This window comes from Sphingobacterium pedocola, from assembly GCF_015209965.1.
Taxonomy (GTDB): Bacteria; Bacteroidota; Bacteroidia; order Sphingobacteriales; family Sphingobacteriaceae; genus Sphingobacterium; species Sphingobacterium pedocola.
In genome coordinates this window covers 1,813,931-1,833,903 of the sequence record NZ_MU158689.1, presented here as the reverse complement: position 1 = coordinate 1,833,903, position 19,973 = coordinate 1,813,931, and the positions used below count along the sequence as shown (strand labels likewise).

Here is a 19,973-nt window from a genome sequence, read left to right as displayed (position 1 = left end):
GTTATTCTTCTATTTCTTTCGTATTCGTCACGACCTCTTTAAATAAGTCCAGGATTTCTGTATTTGGATCCTGTCCATACTTACTTTTAAAATAATCTCTAAACAGGTCGTCCATATCCTGTTCCAGATTGACCGGTATCTTTTGATTGATAGTTAGCTCTTGTTGTTTGACAACAGGAATAATATGAATAATGCCATCGTGGGACTCATGTATTCGCTTGAGATCAGCGGAAGAGATGAAGGTGTCACTTACTAATGTTAATTCAACCAACGTATAGGGATTGGCATGTAACCATTCTACCGCCTCGTCCACGCGTTCAAACCGTTTTCGGTAAAGTTGTCGGCCTTTCGTCAATGATTTAGTTTCATACCGTGCTACCGTATCTGGTTCAACATGCACAATAACTACTTTCTTTTCCTGACCGGCTTCAGAGAACGAATAAGGCAAGGGAGAACTGGAGTATACTACAGGCGCGGGATGGCCACCAATATTTTGATGACGGTGTAGATGACCTAGTGCTGTATATTGGATTTGGTGTGGGATCTGATCGGAATACACGATGTCTGCATTTCCTATTTTTATCGGTTTTTCACCTTCAGGTTCTTCTAAGATTTCTCCCCCGCGTTTCAACATATATAAATGCGCCGTCAATATATTAACTCCCGATGAATCACAATATTCATCGGCTAATTTTTTCCAGCTTTGATGCAGTACCTCATTAAGGTTTTCGGCTTTGTCTCCTAATCCTAAGTATTGTTTAAGACGTAATTCATTCGCATACGGTGTGCTAAGAATACGAATTGGAAAAGGTAGGTGAGGTATTTTTATTTCTATAAATCCGGTATCCGATTTGGATATTTCAAAACTAACGTCTAATTGAAAGGGTTTGATTACCGCATTCGGGTAGCCGATGAAAATAATACCACAAGCTCTGGCCAATGGATCCGGTGAATCAATCCGATCGGGCGAATCATGGTTGCCTGCAATCGCGATTACAGGGCGTCTGCCATTATTGGTCAGCCTTTTTAAAGACTGATATAGTAATTCTGTGGCTTCTACGGGAGGATTGAATGCATCAAATAAATCTCCTGCTACAATCACCATATCCACCTCTTCGGCGTCAGCTATCTCACAAATTTCCCGGATAACGTCTTTTTGTTCTTCGATACGTGAAAAAAAATCTAGACGTTTGCCTAAATGCCAATCTGCTGTGTGTAATATCTTCATGCCTATTGTTCGATTGAGCTTTGGAAAGTTAAACTTAGATAAAGTTACTTGTTTATAGCGGAAAAATACAGAATTTATTTAGGCTTTCTTATCGGAATGTCCTAAATCTCTCTGCGGATTTACCTTGTCTCTTACCAATTGTTTCAGCTCCTTTATTTCTGGAAATCGACCTTCCCTTTTACGATCAAAAATTAAGGTATCATCAATTGAAATCTGATATCGACCACTTACCTCACTTGGGATAAGCGTTATTCCGTATATATCGTCTGTAAAAGTGGTTAACAATTCTTGTGCCATATAAGCGGCCCTAAGCATCCATCCGCATTTGGGGCAATATTCTATTTTAATTGTCGGGTTCATATACTAACTTAACTAAAATCATCTATAACATCCACAAATTGTTTCTGAAAATTTTCTTATTTTCGTCGTTATATGGTAAAATTCCAATTCATGTTCTTGTTGTTGGTTGTCTGTTTTATGAAAGCAAATGCCCAATTGCAAGCTATTAAAGAAGGCACTACCTATAATTTTTGGCTACGACTGCCAGAAGATTATCAAAAAAACGGAGATAAGCAACCTATTTTGGTGTTTTTGCACGGACGAAGCTTATCGGGAACAGATCTGAATCGCGTAAAACGATATGGGGTGTTATATGCGATGGATAGAGGAAAAGAAATTCCGGGAATCATCGTAGCTCCGCAGACAAATAGGGGATGGGATCCTGATCATGTAATAGAAATAATTGATTACGTATTGGAAAAATATAATGCCGACTCATCCCGTGTATATGTATGTGGTATGAGTATGGGCGGATATGGGACAATGGATGTTGCGGGTAAATACCCTGATCGTATTGCCGCTGCGGTAGCCATATGTGGCGGAGGTACGTTGCGCTATGCCGAAAATTTAACTCGGGTACCGTTATGGATTCAGCATGGAAGTGCCGATCGGGCTGTACCCGTATCTGAGTCTAAGAAAATGTATAATGCGATAAAAAAGGTCGATCAAAAATCCGATGCGACCTTAACGATTATTCCCGGTGGAACGCATGGAAGTGTAGAACGTTTATTCCATCAAGAGAAAATCTATGAGTGGATGTTTTCGTATTCCAAAGAAGAGGAACGTAAGCGGGATTTTAGTAAAAAGAAAGCAAGCTGGACTCCTCCTGTATTTAAGAATGAATTCATAAATTAGCGTGAAATAAATAAGGGTTTAGACATCGTCTAAACCCTTATTTATTCATATTGCATCAAATTTATTGCAAAGGTGCAGGTGCTTCTTCTTCAAATAATGGAAATTCTTTGATGATGTTGTACCAATTGATGATTTTTTTGATATCTGAGGTATATACTCTAGTTTCATCATGTCCCGGCGCTACTTCACGGAAAAACTCACGCAAAGCATTCCCGTCAGCTTTTGCGTCAGGGGTTGTTCCGTCATTTGCTTTGATTTTTTCAAATATAGCTAAAAGGCGAATTTCCTCTTCCTCTCCGTAGATGGTGATATCCTCTAATGTGGCCATTTTTGTTGTGTTCAGGTTCACAACAGATTTGATCTTAGTGTTATCAAGAGATTCTAAGATAAAGCCCCCTTTATTTTGGCCCATTAATTTATATAAACCTGGTTTTCCTGTTACAGATACTAATGCTCTTAAATTCATCTTTGTTAGCCCTCAATCACTTCTATGGATAAAATACGATCACCTTGACGTATATCGTCTACTACATCGACGTTTTCGACTACTTTACCAAAGCATGTGTGGTTTCTGTCTAAGTGAGCAGTATTGTTACGGCTGTGGCATACAAAAAATTGCGAACCACCTGTATTACGACCTGCGTGCGCCATCGATAACACCCCTCTGTCGTGGTATTGATTTTCTCCAGTCAATTCACAATCGATTTTGTAACCTGGATCACCTGTTCCGGGCATGCCCGCAGCACCTTCACGAGAATTCGGACAGCCGCCTTGGATAACGAAATCAGGAATGACACGATGAAAAGTCAACCCATCATAAAAACCCGACTTTGCTAGTTTTATAAAATTTGCTACTGTATTTGGAGCGTCTTCTGTGTAAAACTGCACGGTCATATCGCCTTTTTCGGTCTTGATAATTGCTTTACTCATTTCTAAATAAATTTTTGATTTGAGCTACAAAGATAAGCTTTTCCTTTAAAAATAAGGATTTGATATACGTTCTTTAGCCGTTAAAGTTTGTTAATGCCGGAATATATTCGTAATTTTAAGGAAACCAGTTCATTACTTTTAAAACTGTATTTTATGAATAAGCTTGTTATCCGGGAATGGGATCAATCGGATCGTCCGCGTGAAAAATTAATAGAGCAGGGGAGGAGGGCACTGACTAATGCCGAACTATTGGCCATTCTTATTGGCTCAGGTTCGCGGCAAGAGACCGCTGTAGAGCTGTGCAGACGTATTCTCAACGATTCGAAAAATAACCTTAATCATCTTTCACACATGGAGGTTGCCGATTTTTGTCACTATAAGGGGATTGGTGAGGCAAAGGCAATATCTATTGTCGCTGCACTAGAATTGGGTAGAAGGAAACGAGAGGAGGCACAAGAGGAAAAACCCACATTGAATAGTAGTAGACGGGTTTATGATTATTTCAAATATCAAGTACAGGATCTGCCTCACGAAGAATTTTGGGTACTATATCTTAATACAGCCTGTAAGGTCTTGGAAAGGCAACTGATTGGTCGGGGAGGAAATGATTTTACACCGGTTGATGTACGGATAGTCTTACGCTACGCACTACAATACAAAGCACACTCCCTTATCCTCATCCATAATCACCCTTCGGGAACGCTAGCGCCAAGCCAAGCAGATAAGCAACTCACGACAAAAATTAACGAGGCATCCAAAATTATGGATATAAGGGTAAACGACCATGTCATCTTTACAGATAGCGGGTATTATAGTTTTCGGGATGAAGGACTTTTATAAGACACAAAAGGTATCAAGAGAGAGCCTTTTGTATCTTATTATTAAGCAACATCGCGTAAATCGACCGGCACTACGCGCGAAATACCTTGCTCTACCATGGTCACGCCGTAAATGATATCCGTACTAGCGATGGTGCGTTTGTTGTGCGATACGACAATAAATTGCGATTGATTCGCAAATTCGCGAATGATATTGTTGAATTTATCAATATTCGTGTCGTCTAAAGGCGCATCTACTTCATCGAATATACAGAACGGTGCAGGCTTCAATAAGTATAACGAAAACAATAATGCGGTAGAGGTAAGTGTCTTTTCTCCTCCTGATAACTGGTTGATAGATAACGGGCGCTTTCCCTTTGGTCTGGCGATAATATCGATATCTGATTCCAAGGGATTTTTAGGATCGCTTAAAATTAAATCGCAGCTATCTTCTTCGTTAAATAACGAACGGAATACATGGATAAAGTTTTCGCGAACAGCTGTAAATGCATGCATAAACTTATCGTTAGCGTTGCCATCTATCTCCTGTATGGTTGCCATCAGTGTTGATTTAGCTTCCAAAAGATCATTTTTCTCCTTATTAATGAAATTATAGCGCTCGATTATTTCATCATAAGCTTCCTTGGCCATTGGATTAATAGATCCATATTCATTAAGTTGCTTTTTCAAGCGGGAGCATGTTTCATTTAATTCTTCTTGCGAAGCGGTTATCTCAGGTATTTCTCCCTCCATAAGAGTTTTGATATCAATACTGAATTCCACGGATAATCGCTCTTTTAAAGAATTTAGATCAATCTGTAAATTTGTTTTTTTGTCTTTGAATTCCGTTATCAAAAGGTCGTATTGATCTTTTGATTTACGGAGCTGGGCGACTTCCTCTTCCAGATCATTAATTACTTTACGTGAAGAATAGAATTCTTCTTCCATTTCATGAAGCGCCTTTTCCAACAGGTCTTTTTGCTCATATAGATCCCGAAGATCGTCGTCATTGGTATCCGTAAATTTCAATGCATCCTGCATGCCGATTTTCACCTGCTCCAGTTCCGCCGTGTTTTTGACTACCCGGGTTTCCAGCGCCTCTTGCTGACTTTCCCTGTATTCTAGATCTTTTTGGATGCCTGAAACTTTATTTTGCTGTTGATGCAGGCGTATGTTTTCCTGATTATACGTATTTGATTTTTCAGTTAGTAACTCGTTCAGTTCCTGAAAAGTAGCTTGGAGATCATTCAATTTCTTCCGTCGTTCATCACTTTCCGCTTGGAGCGTTTTTAATTCGGGTTCTGATTTAGCGAGTTCTTCCGTTATAGCGCGTATTTTATGTTCGATATCCTGTTTGCGCGTCTGGCTATTGGATATAAAAGCTTGGTATTGCTCCTGTTTTGTTTTTACGGATGTCCACTCGTTCTGCAGCCTATTTAATTGCAGTCGCAATTCATCTATGAGATCTTTTTGAGATTCCAAACGCCAAGAAACCAATAGTTCAGTTTGTTCCGTTTCAATTTTTTGAAGCGCTGTAATGCGTAGATTTAAGGTTTTGATCTCTTTGGCTAGGTTTTCTAGGTTTTTGGCTCTACCAATACGTTTACCTTCGAATAAACCTACAGAACCACCGCTGACACCCAGTTTATTCTTACTGAACTTCCCTTCGTGGTGTAAAATAATAACATTACTATCGGGTAATTCCAGCTCGATGGATTTAGCCGCATCAGATTCTAATAAATAGACATTTTTGAGTAAAGCCAAGCAAAGCGACCTGTACTTCTCATCCACTTTGATCACCTGCATTGCAGGAATAAGATTTTCTTGATAAAGAACAGGGGGGATTTCCTGATCGGGCATCACAGATGCTAACACGAAGAAATTAGCTCTTCCACGTGAAGAATCACTTAATAAATTGATTGCTTGTATAGCGTCGGTCTGGCTATCCACCACATAATGGTTCATCACCGATTCCAGGTAATTTTCAATGGCAACGCGGTATTCTTCTTTACAAAACAGAATATCCGAAAATAACGGATATGGCTTATGCCAGCCCGCATTTTTGCGTAAAAACTTAATGGACTCCGGAAAACCTTCTAAATTATCTACAAGTGACTTTGTGAGGTTGTACTCATTTTGTTTCGCATCTACTAGGCGCGATTCTTTATTTAGTTCCAATTTGGCAAGGTCGAGTTGATGTTCAGCCTGTTGGATTTTGAGACCTAACTCATTTTCAGCGTGTACTACGGTTTCAAACTGTTCCTGTTGCGCTTCCACTTTTAGTTGAAGTTCTTCAACAGCTTGATTAAACTGATTTAATTCAGCTTCTTTAGAAGAGGTGTCGGTAATATTACGTAACGATTCTTGCGCTAAGGCTTCTTTCTGGATATTTAAAACCGCGATATCTTTTTCCAAGCTATAAATCCTATTTTGGATTTCTACATTATCCTGAACAAATTTATCGAGTTGCGCTTTTGAAGAATGTTGTTGTCCCCATAATTCTTCGACCTCTGTTTTATTTTTAGTGATATCACCTTGGTAAACATCTAATTTAGCCTGTTCTTCGTAGAGCTCTTCATGGAGTCTTTTTAAGGTATATTTTACATGACTTAACTGTTGTTTGTCGAGATTAAGCTCGGTGCTGATACGTGCATCTTTTTCCTGCAGATGGTGTAGTCTTTCGTTTTTTACCTTTTTTTCCGATTCATATGAACGGATTTTATTGGTGTATTCGTTCGTCGCTTTTTGTTGAGCAGCTAATGCTTTCTCTTTTGCAAGAATATCTTCCCTATCTTTTCTTAAGGTAATCTCTTTCGCATCTATTTTTTCCAGTGTATCCTGAAGCGACTGCTGAAGGTTCTTTTCCTTTTCGGAGAGGGATTGTAAATCGGAACTAAAACTATCTAGGCGATAATAAGCAAGCCCGATGCTGGCCTCTTTATATTCGTCTTTTAACTTAAAGTATTTATCCGCCTTTTTTGCTTGGTTCTCCAGTGATTTAAGATTTTTTGTTATTTCATAGAGCAAATCGTCCACACGTGATAAATCAGTTTCTGTATCCTTTAACTTATTTAGTGTTTGTTTTTTACGTACTTTATATTTCGAGATACCTGAGGCTTCTTCGAAAAGGTTTCGGCGTGAATTGTCTTTATTAGCAATGATTTCATCGATCATTTTTAATTCAATAATCGAATAGGTATCTGCGCCAATGCCTGTATCTAAAAATAGATCGGTAATGTCTTTTAAACGGCATTTTACATCATTGAGGCGGTATTCACTATCGCCATTACGGTAGAGTTTTCGGGTAATGGTTACTGTTGTAAACTCGGTAGGAAGGATATTTTTGTTGTTATTGAATGTAAGCGATACTTCGGCAAGGTTAGCCGGTTTGCGATTTTTGGTTCCGTTGAAGATGATGTTCTCCATTTTCTCGGAACGCAGCATTTTGGTACTTTGCTCGCCCAATACCCAACGTATTGCATCTACCACGTTTGATTTGCCACATCCGTTTGGTCCTACAATTGCCGTTACACCTTCATTAAAATTTATTGTAATCTTATCGCCAAAGCTTTTAAATCCCTTGATTTCAAGTTTAGTTAGCTCCATTCACTTATTGTTAAATTTAAGTTACGAAAGTACATAATTTTTGGATATTAGCGTATAGATGTTAGACATTAGATAAGTAACAAACCAAAAGCCTTATAGGGGTCCTATAAGGCTTTGATACGTTGTTTCATTGTATAGTGTAATCTTTTCGTCAACGATTGCAGTACTGTTATATGTGCCGTACTGACAACGGCAGTTTAATATTGCTCCGCAATGGCAAGATATAATGGAGTTTCGGTATTGTCTCGCTCACCTATCAAGGTAATAGATGTGTACCTTCCCGGTTTGAGGTCATATTCCCGTTCGATTATTGTCGTTCCAGCTGCATTTTTTACGATGATGTTTTGTTTACCGCTTGTTCTAGCAATAAATAAGTGATTTTCGTCTGGCGATGTTGCACTTTCGGTTACTCGACCCGTAAAAACCGGTTCGCTGTCGGATCCTATATATACAGATACTTCATCCGTAATATTCGAAAGGTGTAAAAAACGTACGGCTGCTTTATTTCCCAAATCATCGACAGACTGATCTTCTGTAATGATGTGTTTGGTTTCTTCAGCATTTCCAAATACAAAAGAGGTGTAGGACGTACTGTCTTTAAAAGTGTAGCTCGTATCAACGATCGCTTTTTGATTTTGATCTACAATACGAATGCGTCGATTACCTACGAACAAATTTCTATACCTTTCTAGTCCTTTGTATGGTAAAAAACCAGATGGTATTGGAATGCGGTTGTTATCTGCAAAATAAGCTAAGCCACCCGCTTCTGTATATCCGTTTACCATGGTGAATACGGCATGTGGTACCGGTTCATAATCCTTGTCCTTTAGACAGCTGCTCATCAGTACAGCGCCAAGTACAATTGTAAGTACGAGTTTAAAATTTAATAGTTTCATTTGTCGTCAATTTTGTTTCATTTTCTATAATCAAAAACGAAAGAGACATTCAGAAAGCTACAAGAGAAACAAAAAAAATGAAACCAAAGATGAAAATAACCTATGTTCTATTTTCCCCTCTTTATTTCATATATTAAAATTGGGGTTAGAAATAGCGAAAGAAAAGTGGAGACCCAAAAGCAAAATTCTATTAAGTACAGCAGGTTGGTATCGTAACCAATGATCAGTCCAATATTTAATAGAATAACTGTTAATATCAAGATATTGATTATTGTACCTGTCGCTTTTCTCATTTCTTTAAACTCTAGATAGATACTTTAATAAGCTATATTAGCTTAAAGGTTAATGTACAAATGTTGGTGTTTTAATGTTTATAAGGGAAAAAAATCGATAGAATTGAGATTTAACCAGTCGAAATTTAGTTTTTGTACTTATTTATGGTCTTTCCTGTCCGGTTTGCGAAGCAGCAAGGGAGATAAAAATGTGGCCTTTGTATCTTGTGTTTGCAAGAAAATCAATAGTTTAAATTATCTTTAAGGCACAATCGATCAAAATCTATATGCCACATACCGCAAAATTGTTTAATAATTATGCGCCCACAAGGCGTTTATTTTTTCATTTATTATTCTGGTGCTGTATGGGCGCAATGTATGCAATCGCTTATAACAGGCTTGATAGAAACAATTCTTGGGTTTTGCTCGTCAAAGATTTATTTGCAGTAACTACTATATTTTATTCTACAGCTTATATTATCATTCCCAGGTGGTTGATGAAAGGGAGGTATCTGTTGTGTCTAGCGTGGGCCATCGTCATCTATACCTGGTGGGGGGGACTTTCGTACGTGGCTGCTGGTTTTATCCAGGAGTTCTTGTCGCCCAATGAAAGACTGGGATTGTATGTGCGAATGGCATTAGAAAATGGACTATCAGGGCTTTTTAAACCTTCAGTTCTGCCATTTTATCTTTTAGATTTTATTTATTTGGTTTCCCTTCCAATAAGCATGAAAATAGTACAGGCCTTCGTGAGTATTCGGAATGAGAAAACAGCATTGGAACTGAAAAATACGGAATTAGCGCTGAAGAATACAGCGCTGGCGCTAAACAATGTCGAACTTGAACTAGCATTCCTCAAATCACAGATCAATCCGCACTTTCTTTTCAATACGCTGAATAATATCTATATCTTGGTGACGGATGAAAATCCAAAAGGGGCGGAAAGTATAACCCAGTTAAGCGGAATTATGAACTATCTTCTTCACGAAAGTAATCGTTCGGTCGTACCGGTGGATGTAGAACTGACGTTTCTGCAAAACTATATCGAATTGGAAAAACTTCGATTCAGCGAAAAGGTTAAGATAGACGTGCATATGGAATCTAACGCTGAAGGTCGCATGGTTGTTCCGCTTATTATATTCCCCTTTATCGAAAATGCCTTCAAACATGGGCCGAAAGCAAGCAACAAAAATGCCTGGGTAAATGTGTATATTGAAGCGCAGGGCGAACAACTTATCATGCGCGTTTCTAATGGCGTACGACATGTACCCAAGCCAGTTGGATATATTGGCGGTATAGGGATAGGAAATGTGCGAAAAAGACTAGAACTTAACTATGGTAATTCTTATACGTTAAATGTAGCCGAAGAAGAAGATAGCTATACGGTTAATCTTGTGCTGGACTTGGCACTACATGAGAAAAAAGTTAACTAATTTTTTTGAACATCTTTGTTAAGTGTAAAATAAACGATATTCAGTAAATTAGCCGATGTATAAATAACCTGTTGTATGAATAGAATTAAGGCAATCTTGATCGAGGATGAACCTTTGGCCAAAGGACGTTTGGAGAAACTGATCAAAAAAATCGGCGTTTTGGAGCTTTTGGGATCTTTTGAAAATCCAGGTGAAGCAATGGACACGATGAAAACGGGTCAGGTTGATCTTATTTTTTCTGATATACAGATGCCCGAAATGGATGGAATTTCGTTCTTAAAATCGTTGGCGCATCCCCCTTTTATTATTTTCATAACCGCGCATCCCGAATATGCTACCGAAGGTTTTGATCTGGACGTATTGGATTATATTATGAAACCATTACTGACCGAGGAACGGTTATTAAAAAGTATTGAAAAGGTACAAAAGGCTCTCGCTTATAGTGCCACCAGGGCCAAACAAGAGCAATCGATCAAGATTAAAGACAGAAACAAAACCGAATTTTTGAAACCATCTGATGTTTTATATGTGAAAGCGTGGGGAGATTACGTACAGATTTTTACGATTACCGGGGTTAAAACGCCTTCTTATTCGATGAAAGAAATGGAAAGGTTGTTGCCATGGGAATCCTTCGTCAGAATCCAACGGTCTTATATCGTTAACATGGGGCATATAGAAAGTGTTGACGCCATCAAAGTAATCTTAAAAAACACGAAAGAAGTGCTTCCTATTGGTTTAGGATACCGAACACAGTTTTTTAATCGTATGGGTATAAAAGAATAAAGACTATACGAGTTGAAGCGATTTCTCTTTACCCACCTGCATCCGATAATAATTGCTCAGCAAGTGATAGATCGCAAATTCGTGCAATCTTTGATCATAGGCAAATAATCTATTGATGAACATGTGTATATAGCTCGATAGCAAAGAATTCCTTTTATTAATTAAGGGATGGTCCTGTAGTGGTGATTCCATGGATGCAAATATTTTCTTTACGATTAACGAGCGTTTCTTCAAGCAACCTGTTGGTATATCGTCTTGTTGCTGGGTGAGTAAAACGGCTTCGATATGTTTTTTTCTATCCCTGAATTTTTCGTTGAATTTTTTATCATTGGCTTTGTTATTTCCAAATTCTTTCGCGAATGCTATCCGCATCCTTTCCGCAAAATCTCGTTTTTCCTCCAATGAATAACCGGCTTCATTCAAGATCTGCTCGATACCTAGCATGCCAGAGCGCCATCGATCTCTGGATAAGGGAAATTTTTGTAGAATTTCTAAGGCGTATTCACTGTCCCTGAAAAACAGCTCTTCACTCATTTCCATACAATCTGCGTGATATCGCTCAATTTCGCGAACGTAGGTGTCAAACTGTATATTGGAAATCTGTTCCGCCTGCAGCATTGGCGAAAATACGTTTTGGATTATTTGTACGATAGAGCCGAAATCATTTGCTGACTTTCCTTCGATCCGCAGTCGGATATGGTGTTCTGGGTGATTGTAGCGGATAAAAAACCATTTGTTCAGTATCTGCTTCTCTTTTAAATGCTGGATCAAATGCGGAATAGACCCTTGCAAAAGCTTTTCGGCATATTGGGGTCCACAATAGATATTGACATGTACCCATTCTGTTCCGAGCGGAAAGGCCCGTCGTAATGTGCTGCTCAAAGGTGGCGTAACAGGTTGGTTATTTTGCCCCTCGGTACGCAATGGTATAATTACCTCATTGGCATAGGTGTTTTTCCTGCCATCATTTAATGGAGATCGGTAGTCGGAAAATAGAAACTCCTGAAGGACTACATCTCCCTTGGACAGTCTTTCTAAAAAGACTTTTACCGATAGCGGATGCGAAAAGTCCAGCAATAATTCATTGTCTCCCTCTGTCAACACCGCTTGCTTGGGAATATGATATTTCTTTTGGAGTATACCCATGATGATTTCATCTTCCAGAATAGCGGATGATTTACGGAGCAGCTGAGGGACATTCCAGCGCGCCCGGCTGAGGATGATGTCCTTGTAGCGCACACGTGGAAGAAAAGGCTGCTTTCGTAGCTTCCCCCATTCCCATTTGATGTTCAGGTGGTTTTGTTGAGATTGAAGATCGCCCAGAAAACGATAGAGATTTATCCCACCCTGATAATTGTGCGCCGATGTGAGGCGAGGGATAATCTCGGTCTGTAGTTGCTTTGACCACAATACCAATCTGTGGTTTTGTATGAAAAGATAAAGGTCGCTTGCTTTGATGGAAGAAACATCTGGGCTACATTGTGCCAACAGTCCTATTTCGGCTTTTCGTATCGTGGGGCGTTGCAAGATGTTACCCGTCCGGGCTTCGGGAAGATGGACAATTTCGGCTAGAATGGCATTCGGATAATTCGCTTGTTCGGCCTTACCGATGTCTTTCAGCTTGCTTTGAAGGGCATCATCCAGGTCGCCGAATCGGGAGATAAGGTTTCCAGCCGATGAGCCCCCGCAACCGGCCAAATGAAATCTCAGGGTGCCACCTCCTTCATTATCTTCTAATAGATTTCCCATAGCATAGAAAGTAGAAGGGAAGGACTGCGCTTCTTTTTTAATCTTTTGAAAAGCTTGTATATCCGACTCTTGCAAGGAAATTTCTAAATAGTTATGTTCGACAGATTCGAGATATTTCTGCAATATAATTTCCAGATTCGGGCTATCTGCAATGCTTTTTTTTATATCCGTTCCGTGGATGTCGATGTCATGCAGTAGGTCGTCCTGTTGGCGGTAGGCCGTAGAACTGTTTCCGTAACCGATACCGGTATCGGGATCAAGAACCTCAAGAAGAGACACCATACGGCCTTCATACCTTTTTAAAAAATCTTTTTTAAATTGCTCCAGATCATATTGGACTTCTTCGGTTGACAAAGGGAGCAGTTGCTGTAGCTGTTGAATCAAGTTTTCCATATCCATTTTTCCGAGGGTATTTTTGTGCATCCCGGTTAGTTGATCGCCTTGCAGCAGGTGTTTGAAATGAATCTTGGGAAATTTTCGGCTTAAAAGTAACTCAATTTCCTGTTGTCGTTCAAGAATAGGGCGATCTGATTTTAATAAGTAATCGACACGTTTCAATGTCGGTGTATAGCGCTGTTCTCGATCTATTAAGATTATTTTTTTCATCATCAGGTCGAAAAAATCCGCTCCGGTAACGTTTGGTTGCAATTCCGAAACCAGTAATTGACTATCTATGATTTGGTCGACGAAATCAGAAGCCTGTTTTCGAGAAGCTCCTTTCTCACATAGTTTTTGAACCAGTTCGCTATAGTTTGCACCATTTTTAATCACCGTTAAGAGATAATCCAGTGCTACTGTAGAACGGGCTGCACTCAAGTAATTAGCGACGCCATGAATGCTTGGTTTGTGTTGATAGAATTTATAGAAGTCGCCTTGACGATAGATGGTGTTGTTTTTGAAATATTTCAAATGCGTTTTAATCATAGGATCGGCCGCAATCAATTGCGTCAAAGTCGTTAGACACTGCATATCCAAACGAAATCTCGCCGAATGATGACCATTCCTATACATACTCGTTTTCTCACTTGTTTCTTTAGCAACTCTGCCCATGCTTATCCCTGCAAAAAGACCATACGGGGTACAGCGCATGCCCATTCGCACCGTATATTTGTAAAGTGTTTTAAGGAGTTTCTCCGTAAGGATTTGCTCTCCTGTCAGCCATTTCTCTATCTCTGTATAGAATTCAGGGCTGGCGAGTAATAGTGCCTCTTTAAGGTCCCTTTTCATATATAGTTGTCTGAAGTAGAAGTCGAGTTGCTCCATTGATGTGAGTGCAAATAACTCCGAAATTGTTTCGAGCGAAAGTTTTGGTGATCGTAAGAGATAGAAATCGAAGCAGGAGAAGTTGGACATCACGACAGTGTACTATTGGTTTCAACGGTTTGTTTTAGGATAGTTGTTATACAGGCATTGAACCTGCTCGGCGTAATCGGCTTCTGAAGAACGAAATGATGACGATTTTTAATAAAATCCGGATAGTCTTCTGGAGAAAGCGCGGAAATAACGATAACATACGGTAAGGACGCGATATAAGATGCTAAAGATTTGATATCTCCACCTTTTACCTGAATATCTAAAAATAAGATATCTGAATGAATAAGTTTAGGGAGAAAATCTGCGACATTTTCAACATCATCGACTATATCTATCAGCTCCAAAATCTCCCTGTTTCCAATGAAGGATTCAAGCTGCCGAATAGCCAGCGGTTCATCTTCAATAAGAAAGCATTTGAGTGTTTGAATCATATTTTGCTGTAACGAAGATGTGTATATCATCTGTTTAAACTATTCAAAGAGAATCTCGGCAAGATAACCAGATCCTCTTTTGAATATAGGATTTTTTTAGATAAATACCGAAGATGATATAGTGATTGTAGTCATTCGATTACCATAATCAGCTTCATCATACATCGGAGCATCTACCGAACAAATAGTTTGCACTTCAAAATCCAAATTTTCAAATGCATTAATTTCTGTTGTTTTCATTGTTTTTGTCTTTTTGGTTATATCAAAGTTGATTGAAACCATTCACAAAACGCAATTTTTTCGATAGAATTGGGTTTAGCTACGATAGAAATGGAAAAAGCTCCGACAAAAATTTAAAAGCAGTACGCCTAGGATACATTAACCTTTCTCTGGTTGGGTTTTTCTTCCAGTGTTCGGTAATTAGTTTGTTTTGGGAAGCGCTAGATGGCGGAGGTTACATTATGGAAGTGTTTGACTTTGATAATCATCTGAGCCTTTTCCTTAGAACATTGCGATGGCAGTCCCCTTTTGACGGACCGCATAACGCGAAATACTGCTGTCATTTTACCAATGGAAATTCGCAAAAGGTGCACCCCTTTTGCGAATTTACGTGTTTGCATAAATAGATCGTCTTGCGGAATTGTGATGGTTTTAAGAATTGTTGTTTGCTTCGTACAGCAGAGCATGTACAATATATTCTTAATTGGTCACTTTGTTTCTCTATACGTTTCGGGACGAAGCAAGCACTTTCGCGCGAAAAGTGCTAGGCAAAAGCAGAAAACTGTGTGCTTTTAATATAATCGGTTCACAATCATCAACGCTTATTTTAAGTTTTAATAAGTCAGTGCAAGTCCCGCACCAAAACCCATATCGCTATCGTAATGGGTACGCAAGCCTATATTTTTGCTGATGATATAGCGAAGATCAGCCATATATTCCATGTCGGTATTAACCATAAAACCTGCCCTTATTCTTTTTGAAACTGGTATGTCTTCGCGCATTAACGACAGGCGCACAATACCATCGTGATATACTTCTGCCTGAAAATTAACTAACATTGGTAAGGTGTACATAACACCCAAACTAAAGGCACGGCGCGTATCTTTTTCATTTTTCTGCCCAAATAAATTGACTTCGTGCTCATCCATTCCCATTTTACGATATCGCCAATCAAAACCAATAAATGGCATAAACCACTGCATTTTTCCGATATATCTTCCCAGATGGGTTTCCACCTCATAACCGTGCATATCGTTATAACCTAAACGCCATTCGGTACCTAAAGACCATCTTGCATTTTGGAGCATTGCTTCACCATCATTTCCATTAGTAGCAAAATCATTTTGAGCCATGAAATGAGGCATATTACTTTCTCTCTGTAACATTTTATAGGCTTTCGTCTTGTCTGGTAAGTAGGGGTTTTGATAATCGCCTACCGCGAACACCCTATTCATCCCTGCCATCATGTGATACAGAATATGACAGTGAAAGAACCAATCGCCCTCCTCATCTGCGAAAAACTCGATTGTGTTGGTTTCCATTGGCATTATATCCATAACGTTTTTAAGAGGTGCATTCTCGCCTTTGTTATTTATAATCCTAAAATCAAATCCGTGCAGGTGCATTGGATGGCGCATCATAGAATTGTTGTACATGGTAATGCGTAATATTTCGCCTTTCTTGACCGGAATTTTATCTGTTTCAGAAAGTATCTTATTGTCCATACTCCATACATAACGGTTCATATTTCCGGTAAGGGTAAATTTTACTTCCTTTATAGGGGCATGTGTGGGAAGTGTTGTGTTATGCGGAGATTTAAGCATGGCATAATTTAAGGTGATAATATCTCCCAAAGCATTTGCATTATAACGGTTTGGGGCACCGTTCATATTCATACCGTCGTGTTTACTATGATCTGCTTTTTTTTCTTCCTCTCCGGTAATTTCGGGGTACATTACCACGTTCATATCCATTTGGTTCAAGCTCATCTTCATTCCCATATCGTCCAAATCGCCGTTCATTTTCATCATATCATTCATCATCTTCATTCCCTCGAAATATTTTAAGCGTGGAAGTGGAGAAATAGGTTGCTTGATGCCGTTACCGATAAAGTAGCTCGCAGATTGTGTTCTGTCTTCTGTTGTTGCCAGAAACTCGTATGAAAAACCTTCTTCCGGAATAGTAACCACCAAATCATAGGTTTCAGATACAGCGATAATAAGCCTGTCTACTTCAACAGGTTCGACGTCGTTGCCATCACTTGCCACTACTGTGATTTTACCTCCTGCGTACCGAAGCCAGAAATAGGAAGACGCACCACCATTGGATATGCGAAGGCGCACTTTATCTCCTGCCTTTAGAGTTTTACCGTCAACTGTTTTTAGTTGAGTTGAATTGCTTCCATTTATGAGGATCCTATCATAATATATATCGCTTACGTCCATCGCCAGCATCCGTTTCCATTCATTCTTTACTTTGGTCTTGAATTGTCCCTCCTTGATGGCTTCAACGTATGATTGCGTAGCACCTTTCTTGATAGCGGCCCAATCATTGGCATTATGCAACATCCTATTAATGTTCTCGGGATTGAGGTTTGTCCATTCGCTTAAAATAACAGGTACGGTAGGCAAGTCATCAATTCCTTTTCTAAACGTTTTATCGTCATCACGTTTTTTCATTATAAAATTGCCATACATTCCTATCTGTTCCTGCAATCCTGAATGGGAATGATACCAGTGTGTGCCATTTTGAATGATAGGAAAACGGTAAGTGTACATTGTGCCGGGCTTAATTGGCTGTTGGGTAAGATGAGGTACGCCGTCTTCCTTATTTGGTAGAAATACGCCGTGCCAATGCAAAGATGTACTTTCTTTTAACTCGTTGTACACTACTATTTCAGCAGTATCTCCCTCAGTAAATTCAAGTGTGGGCATCGGAATCTGTCCATTTACGGCAATCGCTCTTTTCTCTTTACCTGCATAGGTCACAAGTGTATCGCTGACATATAATTCATAGCGTACTACTTTTTGCGCAACAGAAAACTGTGTTATCAGAAGCAAAACTACAACCAGTAACAGTCTACTTGGAACAATATTTTGTGCACCCATTTTAAATCACATTGAAAATATGGTTAAAGGCATTGCCGTTTAGCAGGGCCTTATTAAATTATTTTTTAGTTTCAGCTACTTTACCACAGGTAAGCATAGATGAGCCGTAATAAGGATTTTTGATTTCTTTTTCCTTGCTTAACCAATAGGCTTTTTTCATGGGGCAATACTGATAGTAAACTGCGCCATTTACTTTGTTGGAATTTTTTACTAACTTCCAAATTGCGATAGAGACAGTGTGTTGACAGCTTGTGTAGCTGCCTTGCTGTCGCTGTTGACCAATGCATTTTTTACGGTGATATAGTTGTTTAGGAGGCTACCTGTGTTCTGGGCAAATACTGAAAATCCAAACAGCATTACTGCCAATCCAAAAAATATTTTTTTCATTTTATGTCGTTTTATTGGTTTAATAATTCAATTTTAAAACCTGCCTTTTGTACTGTTTCAATTATCTGTTCTTGTGTAATTCCGTCTGATTTTATGGTGAGTACCTTGTCTTTGTTGTTGGTGTCCACTTCCCAATGGCAAACGCCTTCGGCATCATTCAGAAACGGGGTGACTTTGGCTACACAACCGCCACAATTAATATTCGTCTTGAATTGAAATTCTTTTTTTTCCATTGTTTTATAATTTATATTGTTTTTTATTTCTACAAATTTCAGCATAACGTTGTTCTCAATTGTTATGCTATTTTGGCTTTGATTTGTAACTTTTACGGAATGTGTTTTGTGTTTCAAATCAGTGGAAAAAAAAGCCCCAATTTTTTCGGGGCTGTGGGTTTATTTTTTTAATATGGTTGAAGCTCTTTTATAGGGACCAAACGGCAAGTTCATAACCGTCTAAATCTGTGAACTGAAAGCGTTTGCCACCAGGAAAGCTGAAAATGTCCTGTACGATAGTACCACCATGGCTTATTACTTTGTTTTTGCTCAATTCAATATCATCTGAATAGAGGACAACCAAAATACTCCCATTAACGGGTTTTCCAATAGTAAAGCCACCATCAACATAGTCGCCTTCAAAAGCAGTGTATCCAGTTCCATAATCTGTAAATTTCCAACCAAAACATTTTGTGTAAAAATCCTTGGCTCTGGCAATATCGTTTGAAAGAAATTCAAGGTATTGTATTTGTTCGTGTTTTAACTTATTCTCTGCCATTACTTTTCTTTTTTGTAAAACAAAATTAAACAAAAAAACTAACTACCTTATTTTTCCAACTTCGGTCTTAAACTACTTACACTTTATCCAAAGGTTTCCTTTTATCTTCTTTTATTTGCTTGAAATAGCTTGGGGTAAGCCCTGTTACTTTTTTGAATTGGTTGCTTAAGTAGGCCACGCTTGAATAATTTAAACGGAACGCAATTTCGCTTAAAGATAATTCATCATACACTAATAGTTCTTTTACCTTTTCTATCTTTTGGGCAATAAAGTATTTTTCAATAGTAGTACCTTCTATTTCTGAAAACAGATTGGAGAGGTAATTGTAGTCGTGATTCAAGTTACTACTCAATACGTCTGAAAGGTTGGCTTTGCTATCGCTGTTTTGGTGATGCACAAGGTCGATAATTATGTTTTTGATCTTTTCAATGATGCGACTTTTTTTATCATCAATTAGCTGAAAGCCCAATGTAAGTAAAACATCTCCTAATTGATTTTTTTTATTGGAAGTAATTTCTTTTTCGAGGATTACCTCGCCAAGCTTTATGTTCTTAACTTTTAAACCCAGTTTATCCAGTTCATTCTGCACAACCATAATACAACGGTTGCAGACCATATTTTTTATAAAGAGAGTATTCATATTTCGTAATTTTAGTCGTTCAACAAAAATACAATTATTCCTGCTGCATTTGGAACTATACGCCCAATCCTACTTTTGGACGCTAAATCATTAGCTTGTCATGCAAATAACGGGGAGGAGAGAGTGAAAGGTATTTTTGCTATTTTATGAATGGCAGGTTCGGGAACAAGCCGAACGGGGCCAGGAAGCGGGGGAACTCAACAGCTCGATTTTAATAGATACCCTAGATTGGATCAGTTTCAAAACCTGTGGACTAAGCAAATAATTTGGTCAATCTGAATAGGAAGAAATTGATATCCCCTACACCTCTAAACTGACTTCTGAAAGCTTTTATTTTTGCATTGAAAGACTCGGCTGAAGCATTTGTACTCTTGTTGTCGAAGTAGTTCAATATTTTTTTGTGATGGATATTTT

General features: G+C 38.7%; 19 protein-coding genes. 4 read left to right on the top strand and 15 right to left on the bottom strand.

Going from position 1 to position 19,973, the window contains the following annotated elements; translation table 11 throughout:
- Position 1: 1 nt before the first annotated feature.
- Both C4F40_RS07760 and C4F40_RS07755 read right to left on the bottom strand, forming a co-directional pair.
- Positions 2–1,228 carry a metallophosphoesterase family protein gene (locus C4F40_RS07760; RefSeq protein WP_196938768.1) on the bottom strand — a complete coding sequence of 409 codons (1,227 nt, stop codon included), beginning with the start codon at positions 1,226–1,228 and terminating at the stop codon, positions 2–4.
- A gap of 78 nt (positions 1,229–1,306) precedes the next feature.
- Complete coding sequence (locus C4F40_RS07755) at positions 1,307–1,588, bottom strand: Rdx family protein (RefSeq protein ID WP_196938767.1); 282 nt, start codon at positions 1,586–1,588, stop codon at positions 1,307–1,309.
- A 72-nt stretch (positions 1,589–1,660) separates the two neighbouring features.
- Between C4F40_RS07755 and C4F40_RS07750 the strand changes: the two genes are divergently transcribed.
- Entirely contained in the window at positions 1,661–2,422 is a 762-nt protein-coding gene (locus C4F40_RS07750) for a carboxylesterase family protein (RefSeq protein WP_196938766.1), read from the top strand.
- A gap of 61 nt (positions 2,423–2,483) precedes the next feature.
- On the opposite strand, the gene C4F40_RS07745 is transcribed toward C4F40_RS07750, so the two are convergent.
- Positions 2,484–2,888, bottom strand: coding sequence for a DUF5606 family protein (locus tag C4F40_RS07745; RefSeq protein ID WP_196938765.1), 405 nt, complete (start codon positions 2,886–2,888; stop codon positions 2,484–2,486).
- 5 nt (positions 2,889–2,893) lie between these two features.
- A complete protein-coding gene (locus C4F40_RS07740) occupies positions 2,894–3,352 on the bottom strand; it encodes a peptidylprolyl isomerase (protein ID WP_196938764.1) in 459 nt (152 codons plus the stop codon).
- 153 nt (positions 3,353–3,505) lie between these two features.
- Here C4F40_RS07740 and radC point away from each other — a divergent pair, with 153 nt between their 5' ends.
- Complete coding sequence (gene radC / locus C4F40_RS07735; RefSeq protein WP_196938763.1) at positions 3,506–4,192, top strand: RadC family protein; 687 nt, start codon at positions 3,506–3,508, stop codon at positions 4,190–4,192.
- 41 nt (positions 4,193–4,233) lie between these two features.
- Here the strand turns inward: radC and smc are convergent, their stop codons facing one another.
- Positions 4,234–7,776, bottom strand: coding sequence for a chromosome segregation protein SMC (gene smc / locus C4F40_RS07730; RefSeq protein ID WP_196938762.1), 3,543 nt, complete (start codon positions 7,774–7,776; stop codon positions 4,234–4,236).
- Positions 7,777–7,973: 197 nt separating this feature from the next.
- Entirely contained in the window at positions 7,974–8,672 is a 699-nt protein-coding gene (locus C4F40_RS07725) for a DUF4397 domain-containing protein (protein ID WP_196938761.1), read from the bottom strand.
- Between the two features lie 769 nt (positions 8,673–9,441).
- On the opposite strand from C4F40_RS07725, the gene C4F40_RS07720 reads away from it, so the two are divergent.
- Together C4F40_RS07720 and C4F40_RS07715 are read left to right on the top strand one after the other, a co-directional pair.
- Positions 9,442–10,377 carry a sensor histidine kinase gene (locus C4F40_RS07720; RefSeq protein ID WP_231389959.1) on the top strand — a complete coding sequence of 312 codons (936 nt, stop codon included), beginning with the start codon at positions 9,442–9,444 and terminating at the stop codon, positions 10,375–10,377.
- Between the two features lie 75 nt (positions 10,378–10,452).
- Positions 10,453–11,160, top strand: a complete 708-nt coding sequence (locus C4F40_RS07715; protein WP_196938759.1) for a LytR/AlgR family response regulator transcription factor — start codon at positions 10,453–10,455, stop codon at positions 11,158–11,160.
- A 3-nt stretch (positions 11,161–11,163) separates the two neighbouring features.
- Here C4F40_RS07715 and C4F40_RS07710 read toward each other — a convergent pair whose 3' ends face one another.
- From C4F40_RS07710 to C4F40_RS07665, 9 genes are all read right to left on the bottom strand, one after another.
- Positions 11,164–14,136 (bottom strand): lantibiotic dehydratase, encoded by a 2,973-nt coding sequence (locus tag C4F40_RS07710; protein WP_196938758.1) that lies wholly within the window; start codon positions 14,134–14,136, stop codon positions 11,164–11,166.
- 125 nt (positions 14,137–14,261) lie between these two features.
- Positions 14,262–14,684: a response regulator gene (locus tag C4F40_RS07705; RefSeq protein WP_196938757.1), complete on the bottom strand. Its 423-nt coding sequence runs from the start codon at positions 14,682–14,684 to the stop codon at positions 14,262–14,264.
- A 66-nt stretch (positions 14,685–14,750) separates the two neighbouring features.
- Positions 14,751–14,894 carry a hypothetical protein gene (locus C4F40_RS07700; RefSeq protein ID WP_196938756.1) on the bottom strand — a complete coding sequence of 48 codons (144 nt, stop codon included), beginning with the start codon at positions 14,892–14,894 and terminating at the stop codon, positions 14,751–14,753.
- A gap of 593 nt (positions 14,895–15,487) precedes the next feature.
- Complete coding sequence (locus C4F40_RS07695; protein ID WP_196938755.1) at positions 15,488–17,761, bottom strand: multicopper oxidase family protein; 2,274 nt, start codon at positions 17,759–17,761, stop codon at positions 15,488–15,490.
- A 210-nt stretch (positions 17,762–17,971) separates the two neighbouring features.
- Positions 17,972–18,148, bottom strand: coding sequence for a DUF3347 domain-containing protein (locus C4F40_RS07685; RefSeq protein WP_196938754.1), 177 nt, complete (start codon positions 18,146–18,148; stop codon positions 17,972–17,974).
- 11 nt (positions 18,149–18,159) lie between these two features.
- A complete protein-coding gene (locus tag C4F40_RS07680) occupies positions 18,160–18,381 on the bottom strand; it encodes a heavy-metal-associated domain-containing protein (protein WP_196938753.1) in 222 nt (73 codons plus the stop codon).
- Positions 18,382–18,568: 187 nt separating this feature from the next.
- The gene (locus C4F40_RS07675; RefSeq protein ID WP_196938752.1) at positions 18,569–18,919 is read right to left on the bottom strand and encodes a VOC family protein; all 351 of its coding nucleotides are present in this window, start codon (positions 18,917–18,919) and stop codon (positions 18,569–18,571) included.
- A 76-nt stretch (positions 18,920–18,995) separates the two neighbouring features.
- The gene (locus C4F40_RS07670; RefSeq protein WP_196938751.1) at positions 18,996–19,559 is read right to left on the bottom strand and encodes a helix-turn-helix domain-containing protein; all 564 of its coding nucleotides are present in this window, start codon (positions 19,557–19,559) and stop codon (positions 18,996–18,998) included.
- Positions 19,560–19,812: 253 nt separating this feature from the next.
- A complete protein-coding gene (locus C4F40_RS07665; protein ID WP_449325343.1) occupies positions 19,813–19,953 on the bottom strand; it encodes a transposase in 141 nt (46 codons plus the stop codon).
- Positions 19,954–19,973 lie beyond the last annotated feature (20 nt).